Annotated in this window: 15 protein-coding genes and 1 tRNA gene; 8 read left to right on the forward strand and 8 right to left on the reverse strand. The window is 51.6% G+C overall.

The genetic code is table 11. The annotated features are described in order from the left end of the window. Positions 1-108: 108 nt before the first annotated feature. The 4 genes from AWQ21_RS13565 to AWQ21_RS13580 are packed head-to-tail and all read left to right on the forward strand — an operon-like array spanning position 109 to position 6,271. Positions 109-4,080, forward strand: a complete 3,972-nt coding sequence (locus AWQ21_RS13565) for a PAS domain S-box protein (protein ID WP_065714992.1) — start codon at positions 109-111, stop codon at positions 4,078-4,080. Between the two features lie 2 nt (positions 4,081-4,082). After that, on the forward strand, positions 4,083-5,222 hold the full coding sequence (locus AWQ21_RS13570; RefSeq protein WP_065714993.1) for a hybrid sensor histidine kinase/response regulator: 1,140 nt from the start codon (positions 4,083-4,085) through the stop codon (positions 5,220-5,222). A 48-nt stretch (positions 5,223-5,270) separates the two neighbouring features. Continuing rightward, a complete protein-coding gene (locus AWQ21_RS13575; protein WP_065714994.1) occupies positions 5,271-5,717 on the forward strand; it encodes a hypothetical protein in 447 nt (148 codons plus the stop codon). 56 nt (positions 5,718-5,773) lie between these two features. Continuing rightward, a complete protein-coding gene (locus tag AWQ21_RS13580) occupies positions 5,774-6,271 on the forward strand; it encodes a YchJ family protein (protein ID WP_065714995.1) in 498 nt (165 codons plus the stop codon). Here the strand turns inward: AWQ21_RS13580 and mutY are convergent. The 3 genes from mutY to AWQ21_RS13595 form a co-directional block, all read right to left on the reverse strand. Then, positions 6,268-7,314: an A/G-specific adenine glycosylase gene (mutY, locus tag AWQ21_RS13585; protein WP_232314991.1), complete on the reverse strand. Its 1,047-nt coding sequence runs from the start codon at positions 7,312-7,314 to the stop codon at positions 6,268-6,270. The genes AWQ21_RS13580 and mutY overlap by 4 nt on opposite strands. Before the next feature lie 64 nt (positions 7,315-7,378). Continuing rightward, positions 7,379-7,451: transfer RNA gene (locus tag AWQ21_RS13590), tRNA-Glu, on the reverse strand. Positions 7,452-7,567: 116 nt separating this feature from the next. Next, positions 7,568-8,557 carry a methyltransferase domain-containing protein gene (locus AWQ21_RS13595; RefSeq protein WP_065714996.1) on the reverse strand — a complete coding sequence of 330 codons (990 nt, stop codon included), beginning with the start codon at positions 8,555-8,557 and terminating at the stop codon, positions 7,568-7,570. Between the two features lie 241 nt (positions 8,558-8,798). Between AWQ21_RS13595 and AWQ21_RS13600 the strand changes: the two genes are divergently transcribed. Both AWQ21_RS13600 and AWQ21_RS13605 read left to right on the forward strand, forming a co-directional pair. Then, positions 8,799-9,896 carry a mechanosensitive ion channel family protein gene (locus tag AWQ21_RS13600; RefSeq protein ID WP_065715371.1) on the forward strand — a complete coding sequence of 366 codons (1,098 nt, stop codon included), beginning with the start codon at positions 8,799-8,801 and terminating at the stop codon, positions 9,894-9,896. Positions 9,897-10,021: 125 nt separating this feature from the next. Continuing rightward, positions 10,022-11,221 (forward strand): glutathione S-transferase family protein, encoded by a 1,200-nt coding sequence (locus AWQ21_RS13605; RefSeq protein WP_065714997.1) that lies wholly within the window; start codon positions 10,022-10,024, stop codon positions 11,219-11,221. Between the two features lie 6 nt (positions 11,222-11,227). On the opposite strand, the gene AWQ21_RS13610 is transcribed toward AWQ21_RS13605, so the two are convergent. The 5 genes from AWQ21_RS13610 to AWQ21_RS13630 form a co-directional block, all read right to left on the reverse strand. Beyond that, positions 11,228-13,159: a S9 family peptidase gene (locus AWQ21_RS13610; RefSeq protein WP_065714998.1), complete on the reverse strand. Its 1,932-nt coding sequence runs from the start codon at positions 13,157-13,159 to the stop codon at positions 11,228-11,230. A gap of 69 nt (positions 13,160-13,228) precedes the next feature. Beyond that, a complete protein-coding gene (locus AWQ21_RS13615) occupies positions 13,229-14,839 on the reverse strand; it encodes a protein kinase domain-containing protein (protein WP_065714999.1) in 1,611 nt (536 codons plus the stop codon). 173 nt (positions 14,840-15,012) lie between these two features. Beyond that, entirely contained in the window at positions 15,013-15,453 is a 441-nt protein-coding gene (locus AWQ21_RS13620) for a hypothetical protein (RefSeq protein ID WP_065715000.1), read from the reverse strand. Next, positions 15,450-17,402, reverse strand: a complete 1,953-nt coding sequence (locus tag AWQ21_RS13625; protein WP_065715001.1) for an FHA domain-containing protein — start codon at positions 17,400-17,402, stop codon at positions 15,450-15,452. The genes AWQ21_RS13620 and AWQ21_RS13625 overlap by 4 nt, the downstream gene beginning before the upstream one ends. A gap of 33 nt (positions 17,403-17,435) precedes the next feature. Further along, positions 17,436-17,954 carry an FHA domain-containing protein gene (locus tag AWQ21_RS13630; protein WP_065715002.1) on the reverse strand — a complete coding sequence of 173 codons (519 nt, stop codon included), beginning with the start codon at positions 17,952-17,954 and terminating at the stop codon, positions 17,436-17,438. Positions 17,955-18,363: 409 nt separating this feature from the next. On the opposite strand from AWQ21_RS13630, the gene AWQ21_RS13635 reads away from it, so the two are divergent. Both AWQ21_RS13635 and AWQ21_RS13640 read left to right on the forward strand, forming a co-directional pair. Further along, a complete protein-coding gene (locus AWQ21_RS13635) occupies positions 18,364-18,864 on the forward strand; it encodes a pentapeptide repeat-containing protein (protein WP_065715003.1) in 501 nt (166 codons plus the stop codon). 149 nt (positions 18,865-19,013) lie between these two features. Continuing rightward, a complete protein-coding gene (locus tag AWQ21_RS13640) occupies positions 19,014-19,652 on the forward strand; it encodes a cofactor assembly of complex C subunit B (RefSeq protein WP_065715372.1) in 639 nt (212 codons plus the stop codon). Positions 19,653-20,025: the final 373 nt, after the last annotated feature.

The raw sequence follows: 20,025 nt of genomic DNA on the forward strand, positions 1-20,025 counted from the left end.
TAACATCGGTTAGGGTACATCTTTCGTCAAACGCAGTGGATATTCCTCTGTAATGGCTGGGTTCATTTTTGGGTTAATTATTAATTTCATCTTACTGTTTTGGCTCCCATGCCCATTGCTCCGAAGCTATCGTTGGTTGTGATTCGTGATCCCTTGGTGGTTAACATCACCTGTCCTCTCCGGGAGGCGATCGCCAAAATGCAGGTGGCCCGTCAAGCCTGTAACCTAGAGGCTTCAGCCATCGAGCGGATGGTGGTGGAGGGGCGAGGGAGTTGCGTTTTAGTGAGCTCAGCGGACAAGCTGGTGGGAATCGTGACGGAACGGGATATTTTACAGTTCAGTGTGCTGGGGGCTGAAACCGAACCGCTGACCGTTGAAACTGTGATGCAAACACCGGTGATCACCATTCAGGAAGAAGAACTCAATAGTTTTGCGGCGATCGTCAACCTTTTCCAGGGAACCCAGGCGCGATATTTGCCGATTGTAGATCAGCAAGGGCAATTGACGGGCCTCCTGACCCAGGAAGGTTTACTCCACAGCGCGGATCCGAGTGATTTGTTGCAGGTGCGTTCCGTGGCGGAGGTGATGAACCCCCAAGTGAGTACCGTCACTGCTCAGACCCCCCTCCCCCAAATTATCCAAAGGCTCACGGAGCGGCGGCTCAGTTCGGTGGTGGTCACCCAGGCAACGGAGATCGCCACACCGGCAGTGCCCATTGGTCTAATTATGGAGCGGGATTTGGTGCAATTCCAAGCCTTGGGCCTCGCTGCGGAAAACTATCTGGCGGAGGATGTGATGAGTCCCCTCCCGTTTGTGGTGACACCGACGGATTCTTTGGGGATGGTACAGGAACGGATTGATCAACATGGGGGCCGCCATGCGGTTGTCGTCAGCGATCGCCACAGTCAAGTTTTAAAAGGCATCCTCACCACGACGGATCTGATCCGGGCGATCAATCCCCTAGAACTATACAAATGGGCCGCGACCCTCCAGCGCAGGGTGCATGTCCTTGAGGCGGAAAAAATTGTCCTCCTGGAAGAACACAATGCCTACCTCCAGACGGAAATCAAGACCACCCAGATCGCCCTTCGGAATAAGTTCCAGCAGGAACGCCTCCTCAGTAAAGTTTCGGCCCAAATCTATGCCTCCTTTGAGTTACCGGAAATTTTGGCAACCGCTGTCCAGGAAATTTGGCAGTTATTCCAATGTCATCGGGCGGCGGTGTGGGAAATTCAACCCGATGGCCAGGTGAAAGTGATTGCGGAGGCGATCGCCCCTGATCAAAGTAGCTTGCTCCACCAAAGTGCCTTTGATCCATGTTTCTTTGAGCATTGGCAGGACTATGCCCATAATGGCCGCTGCCGGGTGGTTAACGATATCTACACCCAGAAGATGACCTCCTGCCACCGGGAATTACTGGAAAGTATCCAGATACGTTCAAAAATTTTGGTCCCGATCGTCTACAAAGAATGCCTCTGGGGACTGCTCACGGTGAGTGAATGCGATCGCCCCCGGGATTGGCGCGACGAAGAAATTTCTCTCCTGCGGCAACTGGCTCTCCAATTGGGGATCGCCCTCCAACAGGCCAGCACCTACCAAGCCCTCGCCCAGGAACTTGACCAACGACGGCAGACCGAACACCAGCTCCAGCAGCTCAACCAAAACCTTGAGGCCGAAGTCGCCAAACGAACCCATGAATTAGAGCGCATCAGCCATCTCCAGAATCTGATCTTTAGGGGCACCAACCTCTCGATCATTGCCACCGACCCCCAGGGGATCATCCAAACCTATAACCGGGGAGCCGCTGAGATGTTGGGTTATGCCCCCGAAGAAATCATTGGTCAACAAACACCCCTGTTATTCCATGACCCGACGGAAATAGAGGCGATCGCCACCGAACTGAGCCAGACCCTCGCCCGCCCCGTCGAAGCTAACTTTGAAGTGTTCCGCCTCCTCTGTCTCCATAAAAATCTCCACCGTGACCGGGAATGGACTTACATCACCAAAACAGGCGATCGCAAAACCGTGTCCCTGTCCCTCGGGATTCTCCAGGATGAATCAGATACCATTGTGGGGCTTGTGGGTATTGCCCAGGATATTACAGAACGGCAACGGGCCATCCAGGCCAAAGAAGCCAGTGAAATGTGCCTCCGGAAAATTTTTGAGACCACTATCGTGGGGATGATCTGGGTCAAGGTAACCGGGGAGATTCTCGAGGCCAATGACCGCTTCCTCACCATGGTTGGCTATAGTCGCACTGAGTTTGAGAGCCAGGGCTTAGATTGGCAACACCTGACACCGCCGGAACATTTGGAGCGAGATCGACAGGCGATCGCCGAATTGCAACAAACAGGTCATATCCGACCCTGGGAAAAAGAATACTACCGTAAGGATGGCACCCGGGTTCCCATCTTGCTCGGTGCCTCCCAACTGCCCAATACCGATCAAGTCTTTTGTGTAGTCGTCGACATTACAGCACAAAAACAAGCCCAACAAGCACTCCAAGAAAAAACCGAAGAGTTAGACCGCTTCTTTTCCGTGGTCTTGGATTTGTTGTGCATTACCGATTTAGCAGGCAATGTCATCCGCCTTAATCAGCAGTGGAAAAAGACCTTTGGTTATGGCCCAGAAACATTGGTCGGTCAAAATCTCCTCGACTACATCCACCCCGATGATCTCACGAGCACCCAGGCAGTAATAGCCACCCTACAAACCGGGAAACCTATCATCGACTTTGTCAATCGTTATCGCTGTCGGGATGGTTCCTACCGTTGGATCGAGTGGCACTGTATCCCGATGGAGCAGAAACTCTACTCCGCCGCCCGCGATATTACCGACCGAAAAAATTATGAAGATCAACTCCAGGCCACCAACTTCGAACTCGCCCGGATCTCCCGCCTCAAAGATGAATTCCTCGCCAACATGAGCCATGAACTGCGCACCCCCCTGAATGCGGTTTTAGGGATGTCCGAAGCCCTCAAGGAAGAGGTGTATGGCCCCCTCAACGAAAGACAGCATCGCTCCGTCCAAACCATCGAAATGGCAGGTACCCATTTACTCACGCTGATTAACGATATCCTTGACCTCGCCAAAATTGAGGCTGACCGGCTGGAATTTCACCGGGAACCAACGGCGATCGCCGATCTGTGCGAATCCAGTCTGATCTTTGTGCGGCACCAGGCCCACGAAAAACAAATTCAACTGACGACCCGGATTGCCCGCTATCTCCCTCAATTACTCATTGATGAACGGCGAATCCGCCAGGTTTTGATCAATCTCCTCAGCAATGCCATCAAATTTACCCCCAACCAAGGGAAAGTCACCCTTGAAGTCAATCTCCTGCAACACCCCACCAAGACCACGCCAGAGCTCCCTGAATATGTAGTGTGTTTTCGGGTACAGGACACAGGCATTGGCATTGCCTCCGAGGATTTCCCGCGTCTGTTCCAACCGTTTTCCCAGATCGATAGTGACCTGAATCGCCGTTATGATGGCACGGGTTTAGGGCTTGCCCTTGTGAAAAGGCTGGTCGAAAACCATGGGGGCACCGTCCATGTGACCAGTAAACCCGGGGTCGGTAGTTGTTTTTCCTTTTGTTTGCCCTGTCCAGATATCCTCAATGAAAACCTTTCTGGGAAGCAGACGGAACCAGGGGCCGCTGGGGATAATCCCGATGTTGTGCTAAAGCCGGTCGATCTAGAGGGATGTCGGGTCTTGCTCGCGGAGGATAATCCTGGCAATGCCTTGACCATCACCCGCTACCTCAAGGCCAAGGGCTGTCGCGTTACTTTGGCCAATAATGGACAGGAAGCCCTCGATTTACTCCCAACGGAACAACCGGATATTATTTTGATGGATATGCAAATGCCGATCCTTGATGGTCTAGCGGCCACCCAAACCATTCGTCAGTTAGGCGATCGCCACCTAGCCCAAACCCCGATCATTGCCCTGACAGCCCTAGCGACGGCTGATGATCCCGAAAAATGCCTAGCTGTCGGGGCCAACAGCTACCTAGCGAAACCCGTCAAGTTAAGTCAACTGACCACCTTAATCCAAGAAACCTTGGCCACCTCAGATTAGCGATGAGCAACCCGATTATTTTGGTCGTTGATGATGAACCCCGCAACTTTGATGTCGTGGAAGCTCTCCTCGGTCACCAAGGCTATGAACTGCAATATGCCTCCAGTGGTGTCGAAGCCTTCGAAAACCTAGCACTGTTCCCCATTTCCCTAATTCTGCTAGACGTGATGATGCCCGACATGGATGGCATTGAAGTCTGTGCCAGGCTCAAGGGGAATGCCGATTGGGTGATGATCCCGGTGATTATGGTGACGGCCCTCACCAGTAAATATGACCTCGTGCGCTGCCTCGATGCGGGGGCCGACGACTTTATCAGTAAACCCGTTAATGGCCTCGAACTCAAAGCCCGGGTGAAGTCCCTCCTCCGGATCAAGGCCCAGTATGACCAACTCCATGAATTTGCCCAACTCCAGGAAAATACCGTGATCCTCCTACGCCATAACCTGGAAGCGCTCCAGGGTAACTTAGCGGCCAGCTTTCCCCACGAACTAAATACCCCCCTCAATGGGATCATCGGCGGCCTGAGCATTCTCCTGGATGAGCACAACACCATGTCCTGCGAAGAGCAGCAAACCTTTTTGGAACTGACCTATAACTCCGCCCTGAGACTCCAAAGGACAACCCAAAAGTTTCTCACCTACACCTCCCTAGAACTAAGCTTACAAAACCCGCAATCACTAAAACCTCGGCCCCACGATGGCCCAAAACCGATCACCATGGCCGACATCATGCAAACCATTGCTTTTCAGGAAAAACGCCAAGCTGATCTCCAGACCGAGCTCGGGGAAGCTCAGGGATTAATCGACTATGATGATTTCACCACCCTGATTACAGAAATCCTGGAAAATGCCTTTAAGTTCTCCCCCCCTGGGAGTCCGGTGCAAGTGACCAGTGAGGCGATCGCCGATCAGTTTATTTTGCGAGTCACCAACCAGGGCCGGAGCATGACAGAAGCCGAAATCCAGCGGGTAGGAGCTTTTCAGCAGTTCAATCGCCAATTTTATGAACAGCAAGGTTTGGGCCTCGGTCTGAAAATTGTCACCAATATCCTAAAAAAGTATGACGGTGAAATAAAAATCACAACGCCCTCGACGGATAGCACCATGGTGGAGATTCGTTTACCTTTGTGTTTAGGCCAGTAGTCTGCGCCAGACGCCTAAACTCTCCAAACCATTTACGGCCCGATTACCATGACTTCTTCTCGTTTTACCGCCGCCGAACGCATTGCTTCTCTGAAAACAGCGATCGCCGGTGGTGTAACTGCTGGATTACTCAGCTTCGGACTTTTGCTGCTCCATCGCTTTGTTGGTTCTGAGGGACTGCCCCTCAATTTTGGTGGCGGCCTTGGCACCCTCACATTATTGGTGAACCTGGGAACTTCGACCTTATCGGGGGCCTTGTTTGCCCTGACTTATCGTTATGCGGTGCGTACTGACGAGAATCCCCAACTCAATGCAGGGGTGATTGCTGCGTTTGCCCTGGTGCGGGGAGTGGCCTTGGTGGATGCGGGATCGGCGATCGCCCAAAATGGTTGGCCCTTTGTGGCGGCCTGTGGTGAAAATTTGCTGCTGTTTGGCTTGACGGCTTTGGCGCTGAATTTGGGAATCCAACGGGGCTGGCTTACACCGTTTAAATAGACTTTCGAAACTGGGAAGCTCGGTAAAATAAAGCTGTTCTTTTACAAAATTATCCTGTGTTAATTTCTGGCGATCGCCCTAGCCGTCTTTGTCCCTGTGGCAGTCAAAAGCCCCTGGCCCAATGTTGTGCCCCCTACCTCGAAAGTCAACTGGCTGCCCCCACCGCCGAAGCCCTGATGCGATCACGCTACACGGCCTACTGTTTTCGGGATGTGGATTACCTGCTGAAGACGGAACACCCCAGCCGCCACACCCCCGATAGTCGCCAACTGATTACAGCTACAGCGAACAGCGTTTTTTGGTTAAATCTCAATGTTTTGGCAACGGAGGCAGGCCAGCCCCAGGATGCAACAGGGATGGTGGAATTTGTCGCCGTGTACCAGGAAGGTAAGGCAGTGGGTCAACTCCACGAGCGATCGCAATTTATTAAGGAAAAAGGCCGTTGGTTTTACCTCGAAGGGGATATTCTGCCGCCCGTCCAACCGAAGAAAAACGAACCCTGTTGGTGCAACAGTGGCAAAAAATTCAAGCAATGCCACGGCAAAAAACGTTAAAGGGGCAGACTTAATTGAGGATCTTGCAACTGCTCGATAATTTTTAAATGGGCTTTTGAAAAAGGATAATCCTTAAGGCTTTGGAGCGACACCCAACCTGAGCCCGATAAATTAACGCGATAAATTCGAGGCTCCAGCTCAATTTTGAAATGGGTATAGGCATGAAAAACCGTGTTTAAACTTCTTTCATACTGCGCATCAGGAAATAATTGTATGAGCAGGGATTTAATCTCACCCTCGCGGTTCGGAAATTCCCAGAGTCCCCCCAAGAGCCCATCCTGGGGCCGCTGTTGAATAAAAACTTGATTCTCCAGATTAAAGGCGATCGCCGCCACCAGCTTTTTGGTCGGGATCTGTTTTTTCGGGGCTTTTCGGGGAAAGGCGGTTGGTTGATGGTTGAGATAGGCTTGGCAATGGTTGCGCCAGGGACAATGGGGACAATCTGGCTGTTTAACGGTGCAGAGGGTCGCCCCCAAATCCATTAGTGCCTGGTTAAAATCCCTGGGATTTTTCGGATCAAGCAAGGTTTCTGAAATGTCCCACAGCACATCCAACGCTTTTGCTGGCGGCACCTCTAGGGCAATGAGTCGTGCCAAAACCCGTTTGACATTCCCATCGAGGATCGCTAAAGGCAAATTCCGCGCAGAACTAAGGATTCCCCCGGCTGTTGTTCGCCCGATTCCCTTGAGGCGCAGAATACTTTCTAAATCTTCGGGAAACTGCCCCCCAAAGTCCGTCACCACCTGTTGCGCCGCCTGGTGGAGGTTGCGCGCCCGGGCGTAATATCCCAACCCTTCCCACTGTTTCAAAACCGTCTGTAAATCGGCGGCGGCCAAGGTCTTCACCGTCGGGAACTGTTCTAACCACCGTTCATAATAGGGGATCACCGTTTTTACCTGGGTTTGTTGGAGCATGATTTCTGAAATCCAGACCCGATAAATGTCCGGTTCGTTGCGCCAGGGTAAAGTACGGCCCGCCCGCTGATACCAATCCAGAAGCGATCGCCGCATTTCCTTTAAGATTTCTGCTGTCCAGATGGCCACAATTCGACAATGCCTCAATGCAAAAAGAGCCCCAGCCGAAACTGAAGCTCTCTTTATTTTTTAGTACCCCCAAGGGAATTCGAATCCCTGTCGCCTCCGTGAAAGGGAGGTGTCCTAGGCCACTAGACGATGGGGGCTTGCGGACTGAGTGAAAGCGTTTTTGTTTATTTCGCTTGCGACTCACAGTTATACAATCTAACTGAAGAATTTTGAGATGTCAAGCCTTTTTTCAAAACTTTTTGGGAGAACTCATCTAACGGGAAATGGCCTGCTGGGTTGTCCGATTTTCAGTCACTGGGTTGCCCTCGCCCCGCACCGCCTGGAACATCCCAAACCGACAAAGGCCCGTGCCAAAAGCTAGACGCATCAGCAGAATGGTGGGAATTTCCCGCACTGACTTGATAAAACCAGGCAAACCATATTGCAGCCAGCCCCAGGGCCGAATTGCCCCGACCCAAATCGTGTGCAACCAGGAAGGGAGCGTTTCTTGGCTCCAATCAGCATTGATTACTTGATCTTTGACGAACCCCGTCTCCTCTAGCAGTTCCGAAAAGCCTTCGATGCTCGAAAACTTCGGGTGCGCCCATTGGTCAAGGAGTTGGGTCATCACGGGTTTTTCCCACCAGTTGAGGGGAATTTGGCGATCGTCCCTTTGGTTCCAGTCAGCGACAACTAATTTACCGCCGGGTTTGAGGACTCGGAGCAGTTCCTGGGCGAAAACGGCTTTATCGGGCATGTGGGGGCCAGCCTCTACGGACCAAACCACATCGAAGCTGCCATCGGCAAAGGATAAATTCATCGCATCATCAACGGCAAATTTAGCAGTCAATCCCGGTGGGGTCAGTTGAGTCGCCCGCTCCACTTGCTTGGGACTGATGGTGATGCCAGTAACGTCAAAGCCATAGTCTCGCGCGAGAATGCGACTACTGCCGCCGATGCCACAGCCCACATCCAGCACCTTTGTTCCAGGGGGCAGTTGATCCAGGCCACCCCAGCGCACCATCTCATGGACAAAATCAGCCTTGGCTTTGAGGAAATTTTTCGCCCTCGGTGGGTTGCCGTAGTGACCGAGGTGAATGTGTTCGCCCCAGTAATATTCGAGGATGCCGTCTTCGGTCCATTCGTCGTAGGAGTCGGCGACGGTGTCGGCAGATTGGTAACGGCGGGCCGTCAAGAGGTAGGTAACGAGGGCGATCGCCAAAATTGTGGCACTAATCCCCAGGGCAAGGAGCAAGATATTCATGGGTTGAGTTGACGTGAATTGCGGCAAAAAGGGCTCAAATTATCCTAACTGATCCGGGCAGGGAGGCAGGCGATCGCCATTTTCAGAAATTCAAGAATCAAAAAATCTATCCCAGGAAAGATTGCGTTTACGCCATTAACTAGAAGCGGATTCTATGTATTTTTGTTAAGTTGGACGGGCATTTACTGCAAAATGTTCATTCTTTTTTTTGATTTTTACGCAGCTTCAAGCATCTTTTTTTATGAATTTAGATTTTCTTACCCGAAGTATTTTGGGGAATACCCTCGCCGCCTATGCCATGGCGATCGCCGTGCTGGTAGTGGGCTTTCTCCTGATCAATGGGTTCAGGGCGTTCATTCTCAGTTCGCTACGGCGATGGGCCAAAAAGACCCAAACAACCCTCGATCCGCGCATTACAAAAATTCTTAGTCAGTCTTTAGTGCGTCTCCTCTATGTGGGGAACGTTTTTTTGGCGATTGGGAATCTCAACTTGCACCCCATTCTGAACCAAGCGGTGCGGGCTTTGACTGTTATTGCCACAACCATTATTGGCATTCAACTCATTTCTCAATTGGCCGAATATGCGATTCGTTCCTACCTTCTGCGCAAGGGAGACATTGAGCTAGAGCAGAGTTTTAGTGCGCTGATGCCAATTTTGCGGGCCATCCTTTGGGCCGTGGGTGCAGTCTTCCTCCTCGATAACCTCGGCTTTGATATTTCGGCGGTGGTCGCCAGTCTGGGGATTGGGGGGTTGGCGATCGCCTTTGCGGCCCAGGGGATTTTAACGGATTTATTCAGTTACTTTTCCATTGTTCTCGACCGTCCCTTTGCCCTAGGAGACTTTATTATCGTGGGTGATTTTATCGGTACTGTCGAATACATCGGTATCAAAACCACTAGGCTGAAGAGTCTCAGTGGCGAAGAAATCGTTATGGCCAACACCGATTTAACCAGCTCACGGATCCGTAATTTTAAAGGCATGGAACGGCGGCGCATTGTCTTTAGCCTCGGGGTACTGTACGAAACGCCAAAAGAAAAACTGGAAATTATTCCGGCCCTCATCCAGGACATCATTAGCGCCCAGGAACAGGTTAGTTTCGACCGGGCGCACTTTGCCAATTATGGTGATTTTAGTTTGAACTATGAAATTGTCTACTACGTTGAAAGTAGCGACTACGCCCTCTACATGGACACCCAACAGAAAATTAACCTGGCCATCTTTGAGGCCTTTGCCCAGCGGAACATTGAATTCGCTTATCCGACCAATGTGACCTACGTCCAAGGTTTAAATGCCGACGCAGAAAAGGCGATCGCCCCGGAAACTGCCACGAACAGTTAATTCTCTGGATGATTGATTGTAATGCTGCCCCCAAATTGAAACTTGGGGGTTTTTTCTGAGCAAATATCGCCCCGTCCCTAAAATTTCGTCATAATAATCAACTGTTGCGTATTTCCCCAAAAGCGATGACCCTTGCCCCCCTCAGTTGGCCAGAACTCGAAGCCCTTGCTGATTTCCAACTTGACTACGAAAATGGCCCGACCAATGCCCAATCCTGCTTACGGCTCTTTGGTCAGTCAGAAAGCGATATTCGTGTCACCCTCTACCGAGATAACCATGGCTGGTGTCCCTACTGCCAAAAAGTCTGGCTCTGGCTAGAGGAAATGCGCATCCCCTACCGCATCAAAAAAGTGACGATGTTTTGCTATGGCGAAAAAGAAGCCTGGTACAAACAAAAAGTCCCCTCCGGCATGCTCCCGGCCCTGGAACTAGATGGCCGCATGATCACCGAGAGTGATGATATTTTACTCGCCCTAGAACAGGCATTTGGGCCGCTTACTTTCAGCCTGACGGATCCCAGGGTTTTGCCCCTGCGTCGCCTCGAAAGATTATTATTCCGTGCCTGGTGCAATTGGCTCTGTCGGCCACCGCTATTCCCCGGACAAGATAAAGAGGGCCGCCGTAAGTTTATCCAGGTGGTGCAACAGGTGGAAGATGCTTTCGCTGCCACCCCAGGCCCTTATTTTCTCGAAGAATTTAGCGTGGTCGATGTGATTTTCACGCCCTATGTGGAGCGGATGAATGCCAGTCTCTACTATTACAAAGGCTATTCTCTACGGGAGGAAAATCCTGGGTTTGCGGCTTGGTTTGACGCCATGGAAACTCGATCTACCTACCGGGGCACCCAGAGCGATTTCCATACCCATGTCCATGATCTGCCGCCCCAGATGGGGGGGTGCTATGCCAACGGGGAACCCCAAGCTTTAGCCAATCAAACAAGAGTGGATGAGGGGGAGTGGTTTGGTCTGCCGGATGTGGGTTATCCGGAGCCGGAAAATGCGAAACAAGAAGCCTTGTACCGGGTGATTAAACATCGCCGCAATATTGTGAAGGTTAACCCTGCCAATGATCAATTTTTTGACCAGGCTTTGCGCTGCGCCCTAACCGCGATGATCACCGGGGAAGTATGTGAACCGCCCCAGGATTCTGACAAAGCGCTGCGATATCTGCGCGATCGCCTGAATGTACCGAGAGATATGTCCATCTATGCCGCCAAACATTTACGGACGGCTTTGGAAAATACCGCGAAACTAGCGGGAGATAGGCAGGGAGAACCGATCCCCGTGCGCCACCGCCGCGACCAAGATCCGGTTAATTTTCGTTAGGGCTGGTTAGAGGTTGATAATTTCCACGGGTTCGAGAGCCTCGGCCGGGGTAAAGCCAAAGATTTGACTGTAGAAATAAAATTCACTGTCGAGGGCTTTTTTGATATTTTCAGCCTGACGGAAACCGTGCTGCTCCCCCTCAAAGGGTACATAGGCGACGGGTAAACCTTTGGCCTTAATCGCTTCCACCATCAGCTCCGCTTGGTTCGGGGGGACGACTTTATCTTCTAAACCCTGGAAAAAGATGACAGGACAGGCAAGCTTTTCGGTGAAGTGGATTGGCGATCGCCCGACGTATTTTTCCTTTTCTGCGGGATATTTGCCAATGAGACGATCAAGGTAGCGGGCCTCGAATTTGTGGGTGTCGGTGGCGAGTACCTCCAGGTCAGAAATGCCGTAATAGCTGGCCCCGGCCTTAAAGACATCATGGAAAGTCAAAGCGGCAAGGGTGGTATAACCTCCGGCACTACCGCCGGCGATCGCCAATTTTTCCCCGTCAGCTAACCCCTTTGCCACGAGATATTTCGCCACGTTGACGCAATCCTGCACATCGACAATGCCCCAATTCCCATCAAGGCGTTGGTGATATTCCCGACCGTAGCCTGTGCTGCCGCCGTAGTTCACATCCACAAAGGCAAAACCCCGACTTGTCCAATATTGAATCCGCAGGTTTAAGCTCGCTGAAGCCATTGCCGTGGGGCCACCATGACTTTTTACTAACAGAGGCGGTGCTGTATCGGCAGGAGCTTGGAAATCTTGGTTCGTGGGTGGGTAATACCAGGCATGGGCGGTGAGGCCGTTTTCTGTGGGAAATTCAATGGCCTGGGGCTGAGAAAGGTAGCTGGGATCAATTTTTAACGTGCTGGCTTCCTTGACCCGCACCGTTTCCCCCGTAAACAGATCCAGAGTAACGATGGCAGTGGTTTGGGTGGCTGCGCCGCCGATAAAAGCAATGGTTTCCCCCTGTACCTGGAGATCGCTAATGCTGCTGTAGGGGACGGGGATCGGCGTGAGGGCGCGGCGGTCGGGGTTGAGGGTCGCGAGTTTCCAGGTACCGTGGTCGTTGTAGGTACAGACTAGGGTCGTTTCATCGACAAAGCCCAGGATCGATTCCCCAAATACCCAATGGGGATAGCCAAATTCTGCTTCGGCGGGATAGACGGCTTGGGACTCACCATCGACATAACGATACAAATTCCAATAGCCGCTGCGATCGCCACTGAAATACAACACACCACCGGGCGACCAGCGGGGTTCAACCACAGATTCACCATTGCCCCCAGCCACCAAAAATTTTTTCCCTAAAGTGCCGTCAGCCTGAATCTCAGCAAGCCAGAGTTGGCTATTGTCCCAGGGCATATCGGGGTGATCCCAACTGACCCAAGCGAGGGTTTTCCCATCGGGAGAAAGGCGAGGTGAGGTATAAAAATCATTGCCTTCAACTAAAACTTGAATGTCGCCGGCATCGAGGGCGATCGCCACCAGATCATTTTTCGGTTCGTGGCTTGCAACGCTATGGTCTTCACTAACGCAGATTAGGCGATTGTGGGCTGCATCGAGAATAAAATCGGCATAACGGCGCTGATTTTCTGGGGTTAAGGCTTGGGGTTCTTGGTTGGGTTTTTGGACATAAACGCGGCGATCGCCATCGTTAGAAAAATAGACGGTGCCATCTTCGAGAATTAAAAAAGCACCACCACCATACTCATGGACACGGCTACGCACATTAAAACCCGGCGGCGTAATATCTACCGCACTTCCGTCGGCGTTACGTTTTACGAGTACATTGCGCCCTTTTTCCTGGGGTCTGCCCTCAAGCCAGTAAAGATCTGTGCCAGCCCAGGCCACTGCCCCTAAACCAATGCTGCTCGAAACAATCAGGTCGGAGGTAATCGGCGATCGCCAAGTGCCGTAGGGGGCGGTTTGTGGAGTGGCCATGGTAGAAAAAACCCAAGAAAATTCAAACTGACTATTACTCTACCCCTTGGGAAGCCAGGCCCACAATGGCTATTGGCTCGTACAAATGGAATCGACCACCTCACAGCCGGAGCCAAAATCACTACACACATCGAGGGCTGCTGCCTCGGCGCTCTCAATATCAGCCCCCCAGCCGCTGCCATAGGCCTCTGGCCCCATGGCGATCGCCCCACAGCCATTACGGAACCAAACCAAGGCTTGACAATCACCGGACTCCGCAAAAAATTCGCAATCTTCCACAGCCGCTTGTTCTGCCTCCGCTTGGGTGGGCACGTCAATCACATAGCCCCATTCCCCCGTGGCCTCCGAAAAGGCGATCGCCCCAAAAAAGACGCCATCCGTCGGGGGGGTCACAACCGGATCGGGCGTAGTTGGTGTCACAGGTGTTGTCGGCGTCGTCGGATTAACAGGATCAGGATTCGGACTTGCGCCATTGTCCGGTGGCGTTGTCCCCGAATCGGGATTGCTGGGCGTTACCCCCGGTTGCACTTCCCCGGCAATTTGACGTTGCTGCACCACTTGATAAAGTTGGTAGCCCCCGACCCCCAGTAGCCCCAAGCCCAGGAGTAATCCCCAGGGAGCGCCGCGTTTTTTCGGGCTGTTCTGCTGTAAATCCGCCCCAGAAAAAGAAAGCTCTTCGGCCACGTGGTAGTTTGGTGGCGCTTGGCCGCCCCCAGAAATCTCTGTTGGCGGTGTTACTGGCGTACCAGCCGGCGCATTAGCATTAGAACCTGTCCCAACCGGCGCTGTGGCAATGGTAGAAGCAACGATGGTCGGTAAAATTTCTGGCACAACCTCCGTGGCTTGATTGTTGGGCATTGCCGCTGTGAGGGCCGCCCGCATCGCCTTGGCCGTCATAAACCGCTCTTTCGGATTGGGTTTAATGGCAAAATTTAGCACCGCCACCAGATGTTGATCCGCGATATTCTGACTGGGCCAGGTCAATTCCCCAGTGATGGGATCATGTTGAAAATCTTGGGGCATCACCCCAGTGAGAAGATAGACCATCGTTAGGGCAAGGGCATACAAGTCGCTCGAAAAAACGGGCCGACCGGACGCTTGTTCTGGGGGCATAAATCCGGGGGTGCCGATCACGATGGAGCTTTTTGGGGTGGCACCACTGCTCATCATTTGGGTGCCCATAATTTCTCGGACTGCGCCAAAGTCGATCAGCACAGGTTTTTTGTCCGCCTCGCGCAGAATAATATTTTCTGGCTTAATGTCCCGGTGGATGATTTGTTTGGTTTCGATAAATTCCAAAATATCGAGGGTGTCCACCAAGATTTGCCGGACTGTGGTGGCGGATTGGGGCCCTTCGTTTTTTAAGAGAGCTTCTAGGGTTTGGCCTTCGATGTATTCCTGAACTAGGTAAAATTTGCCTTCTTCTTCAAAATAGGCATAGAGGCTGGGAATTTGGGGATTGCTACCAAGTTCTTCTAGTAATACGGCCTCCCGTTGAAACCGTTCCTGCACCAGACGATAGATTTCAGATTGATCTTCAAGGGGTCGAAGCTGCTTCGCGACACGGATAGGTTGGGAGGGCATGTAGCTGTCTTTTACAAGGTATGTGACGCCAAATCCTCCACTACCCAACTCACGGAGAACTTGATATCGACCAGAACCGATTGTCTGTTTCGTCATGGCTTCAGGTTATATTTCGCGACGTCAAAGGGGCGCTGAGGGCCTTTGATGCTATTCATCATAAACGGAGAATCTCAAAAGTCTGGCTACAGGTGAGAAATTCTCAAGCAAAAAGGCGATCGCCTCTTACCTTACCGTCAAATACCAAGGCTACCCTCGCAAAAATTGTGTCCCTAGAACCAGCGTCCACCATGGAAACGCCATCGCGGAAATAAAATACGCATCACACTCTGGGAGGCCACAAAGATCCCTAGCCAAACTGAGCCGTAGTGAATCACAAACCAGGTTAAGGACAGATCCTCCGTCAGGGGCAAAGCGACGCCCACAACATTCCGTAAGCCAGCCCACAAGAGTAAAAAGAAGACCCCCTCCCATAGGGCCGCCAGCCATTGCAGCGCCGCTGGCCAATCTTGATCCCAACGGTAATTTTGCAAATAGATATAAAGACAATCCCAGCCAAGGCCAAAGACGGTGATGTAACCCCAAATCGCCCAATAGACAGCACCAACGGGATTGCCCCAGAGTCCCTCTGCAAAGCAGACTGTAAGGAGGGCACCCACCGTACCCATCAAGAGGAGTCGAGTTTGCCAGCGGCCAAGGAGTGTTGGGGTCATGGGGCTTGATTGTTAATCCATTTAAACCATTGGGATAGGGAAGCCAAGGGATGCAGGGGGCGCACCTGGGGGGCATTTTCCTGAACCAAAGCTTCTACTGATTTTAGGGCACAGTATTGCAAGCCCAAAAAGCTATCGACGGCCGCATAGGGGCCACCAAAGGTAATGGCACCGGCTGCATACATTCGGCCGGAGCGGTTGCGCATTTCGGGCATTTCAAAATCATTGTTGACCTGGAGGCGGCCAATGGCATTGAGGGGCAGTTGGTAATGGGTGACCAAATCATCCAACAAAGGTGTTGCTTTGACCTTTCCGTCTAGGCCCGTGGCGTCAATGATGTAGTTGGCGGTGAGGGTAAGTTCCCCTGTGATCCCTTTTTCGCGGATTCGCGTCACCGGACGTCCCTGGGCATCGGGTTCGACGGCCACGACATCCCCAAAAACGATCCGGTACCAACCTTTATCTAAGCCCGTTTGGATGATGTCACTCCAGTCGTGGCGATCGGCAGTGGTGGTGCCACCCCAATCAGCCAGGAGATTACTGCGTTCCCTGGGGGCGGCGCTTTCTAATTGTTCCCGGAGGGTGCCGCCCCAACAGGCCTTGGGCCAATTAAAGGGTTGGAGCTCAAAGTGGTTACTGACGGGTCGCTGGGCGAGGCCAAATTTGTTTCCTACGGGTTTCGGCGATCGCATCAGATGCAAAATCGAAATGTTGGGGTTCCGGCGGCGGGCCTCGTAGATGCGCTGGATCACCCTAGAGGCAACAATGCCCCGACCCCGAATCAAGACCGTCCCCCCCTGGCGTTCGAGGGTGCTGTACACGTGATCATGTTCTTCGTAGGCATTGACGACCGTTTTAAAGTCCCCTGTTTTTTCGCGGTAGTCCTGGAGATCTGGCAAAAATTGGATCACCGGATATCCCGTACACAAATGGACATAACGGCCAATGACAAAGGCATGGCGGCCCCGGCCCGCAGAATAGGCGATCGCATAACGACCATCATCCGTTTTTCGGATTGCCCGCACCCGCCCAAACCGATAAATGTGGGGCCAACCGATGCGCTGTGCCTCCCGGTCGATGGATTTAAAAACATTCCCGGACCGGGGCGTATAGGTTTCGATTAGGGTCGGTTCCCCAAATACTTGCCAAAGATGGCGACAGGCTGCTTGGAAATGACCCCGCAAAAAATCTTGGTAGGCTTCCCGGAGGGCGTAGCTGGGCCAACCCCAGAGGTTATCGGGGCAAGAATCAGAGTTTGACCGGAGCCGTTCGTGGGCCGGAATTTGTGAGTTGATACACAAGCGTTGGTAACGCCCATAGGGTTTTGCTTCTAGTCCCAGGGCGCGGATTTGCTGCACTTGCACACCATATACCCGCAAAAAATCAGCCCAAATATAGCTCCCTAGCCCCGCCCCAACGGTGACATAGTCCATTTCTTCCACGGGCAGTGTGGTGGCGTATAAATCTTGGGGGCGCAGATATTGCTCGTTAAAGATGGCGGGGGGAAAAGCTTCTACTGGGGAACTGCCGCTGGGGGGATCCGGCTGTTGTTGTTCTGGTACCTGAATAAAAGAATCGCTGGAACGGCGTAGGGTCGCCGGTTGGTTAGGGGCTGTGGTGGTAATCGAAATTTCATAGGGGCCAATCCGCACGACATCCCCAGATTGCAGGCTTCTTTGGGTTTGGCGCTGCCCATTTACAAACACGCCATTACTACTATTTTGATCCCCAATCCACAGTTGATCGGCCTGGAGAGAAATGAGGGCATGGTACCGAGAAACCTGGGAACTATTGAGGGTTAATTTGGCGACGGGTTGTCCATTGGCGATCGCCGCCGGCATGCTGTTGGCATCGCGGCCAATGGCAATGGGTAACCCCAGGGCTAAGGTTTGAACGTCACTCGTGAGGGGATCTTTCCAGCTTAACCAGACCTGCTGCAATGTCGTCATGTTAATGAATTCTGAGGAGAAACAAGCAAAACCTTAAGATTGTGGCCGAGCCATCATCACCGTATTAGCTGCGGCTAAGGAAAACCCACACCAGGGACATCCCTGTTTGAGCACCTGCTCATCATACCGAGAAACCCTACCACAGGACGGGTTAGGGCATTTCAAACCGTAGGCTGAGGCCGTGTTGGGTTGGGGAGGGGAGGTCGTCTGAGTTTGGCCTGGCAACACTAACTGAGACACCTGCAATTGAATCCGACCGAGTTGGATTTGGCTGCCCTGGGATAGATTGGCCGTCCCTTGGGTAAGCTGGTAGCCATCAATGAGGGGGGGGTTGGAGGGGCGAAGATTTTGAATGAGCGCAGCATCTAAGGTCGCACTAAAAAATAATTCCACATGGAGAGAAGAAACACTGCGGTCAGCAAAGACAATGTCACACCGGGCCGGATCTCGGCCAAGCCGCAATTTCTGGGCAACTTTTGTGGTTGCAGCTTGGTGAAATGTGTAGTGGTGGGGGTGATTTTGTAACGACCACTCTAGGGTTAATTTTTCCATTATTCTCAACACTGACTGCGTGTAGATGCCTAAGTATAGATTGGCTTTGTCCTCTGTCAAATTATAGTAATGATCTGCTAGAGAGAAAAAAGAACTTCACGGTTTTTAATGGCCAAGCGTTAACTCCATTGATGTCGATTGAGTAATGATCTTTGCTCAAGATTTAATTTTTTTGAATAAAGAGTTTTTGCTTAAATCAACTCTTTTTTACAGAGATTAATCAGTATTTAAACACGAATCTTTTTCCTTGATATTGTCCTCAAGGATTTCTGAAAAGCAGAGGATTTTTTGGGAGAAAGGACACTTTTTTAGGCCCAGACCGATGCTAAAGACGCATTTTACCGGGGTCAATTCCCGATAAAATATGTTTGAGTGAATTTTAAGAAAAGAGCTTTGGGAGCTGACTGGCATGCTAGCAATGTGTAAACGGTTAATGGCGATCGCCTTGGTTGCTTGGGTCATGATTTTCGCCTGGGGCAGTTTCGACTTACCAGAGGCCTGGGCCGTGGACTATAACAAACGAACCTTTATTCAAGAAGATTTTTCCCACCAGGACTTGCGGGACAATAGCTACGATCTTTCCAGTCTCCGGGGTTGCGATTTTAGTTACTCAGACCTACGGGGGGTGCGTTTTTTCTCGGCCAATCTCGAATTTGTCAATTTTGAAGGGGCGGATCTCCGGGGGGCAGTCCTAGATTCGGCCCGCATTGGCCACGCAAATTTTAAAAATGCCAACCTAGAGGGGGCTTTCCTCGCCAGCGTCAAAATCACGCCGTCCACAGTTATTGAAGGAGCCGATTTTACTGATGCCCTAATCTTGGCGCGGGAAAATGACAAGCTTTGTGAACTGGCCAGCGGCACTAACCCCACCACGGGCCGTGATACCGCTGAAACGCTGTATTGCCCGTAGATTTTCTTCGCGATCAAATTTTACTCAAAGGTTGAATTACAACCCATTGACCACCTTCGCCATCCGGTTGAGGTGGTTTTTGTTTGGGATTTTATTGACTTTCAACAATCAATTCAGGGAAGCTGAAACAAACTATGTTGGGGTTTACCATGGCTGATTCTGGGCGCAATCCATTGCAATATCTACCGCTGACCGTCGGGATGATCGGGGGAACAATGTTGATGGTTAACCGTTTACTGACCCCCGCCCTCAGCGATTCCCAGGCCCGTTCCGACGTGGTGGGGGTGATTCTCAGTGCTGTTTTGATTTTGACCACTTTGCTGTGGGAGCAGATCCAACCCAAGGCTCCGGAAGCAGTTGTCCTAGAAGGAGAAGAGCGGTTTGAGCTGGCCGAGGCTCTACCGGATGCGGTCAAAACTGAGCTTGCCTGGGCGTCCCACCTGCTGCTGACCAATACGGTGACAAAATCGGTGGTGGTTTACCGTGATGGCGAGACAATTCTGCGGCGGGGTATTTTTGGGGCGAAAAAAGATTTTAATGTTGGGGCGATCGCCAAACGGGTACTAGAAACCCAAAAGGCCGTGTATCTGGTGACATTAAAAATGTATCCAGGGCGGGTCGAATTTGACTATTTACCAGAAAATACCCAGGGTATTATTTGCCAACCCCTCGGTGAAACGGGGCTATTAGTTTTAGGGACAAATATTCCCCGCAGCTACACAAAACAAGATGAAAATTGGGTGGCAGCGCTGGCGGAAAAATTGGCGATCGCCCTTGAAGAGATTTAGGGCTTTTCGGGTGAAGGGGATCTCTATAAAATCTAAAAAATTTACCCTTAACAGAACAAAACCACCCAGAACCTACTTTCCTTAGAACTTCCGGAACCCTTTTACTTAAGACTCTCTGGAGACATTAACTGAATCATCTTGCTGCCCGACTTGACAGTTTATTCAGTTACGTTGCTCCCTGTTTCTACAGGTGGTTGGAAGTGCAGATTTCGCGCTTGGATGGTTTTGCTTCATTCGACGAGACAGATATGCAAAGAAACAGCTTGGTTTATCTCCTTAACTAACTTTACTTTACTCAGACAGTGGCTGTTTTATCTGCCAGGGAAGTTAAGTTCTACCTAACTTCACTTATTAATTTAACAGGGTTTCTTGA

This window comes from Picosynechococcus sp. PCC 7003 (assembly GCF_001693255.1).
Taxonomy (GTDB): domain Bacteria; phylum Cyanobacteriota; class Cyanobacteriia; order Cyanobacteriales; family MRBY01; genus MRBY01.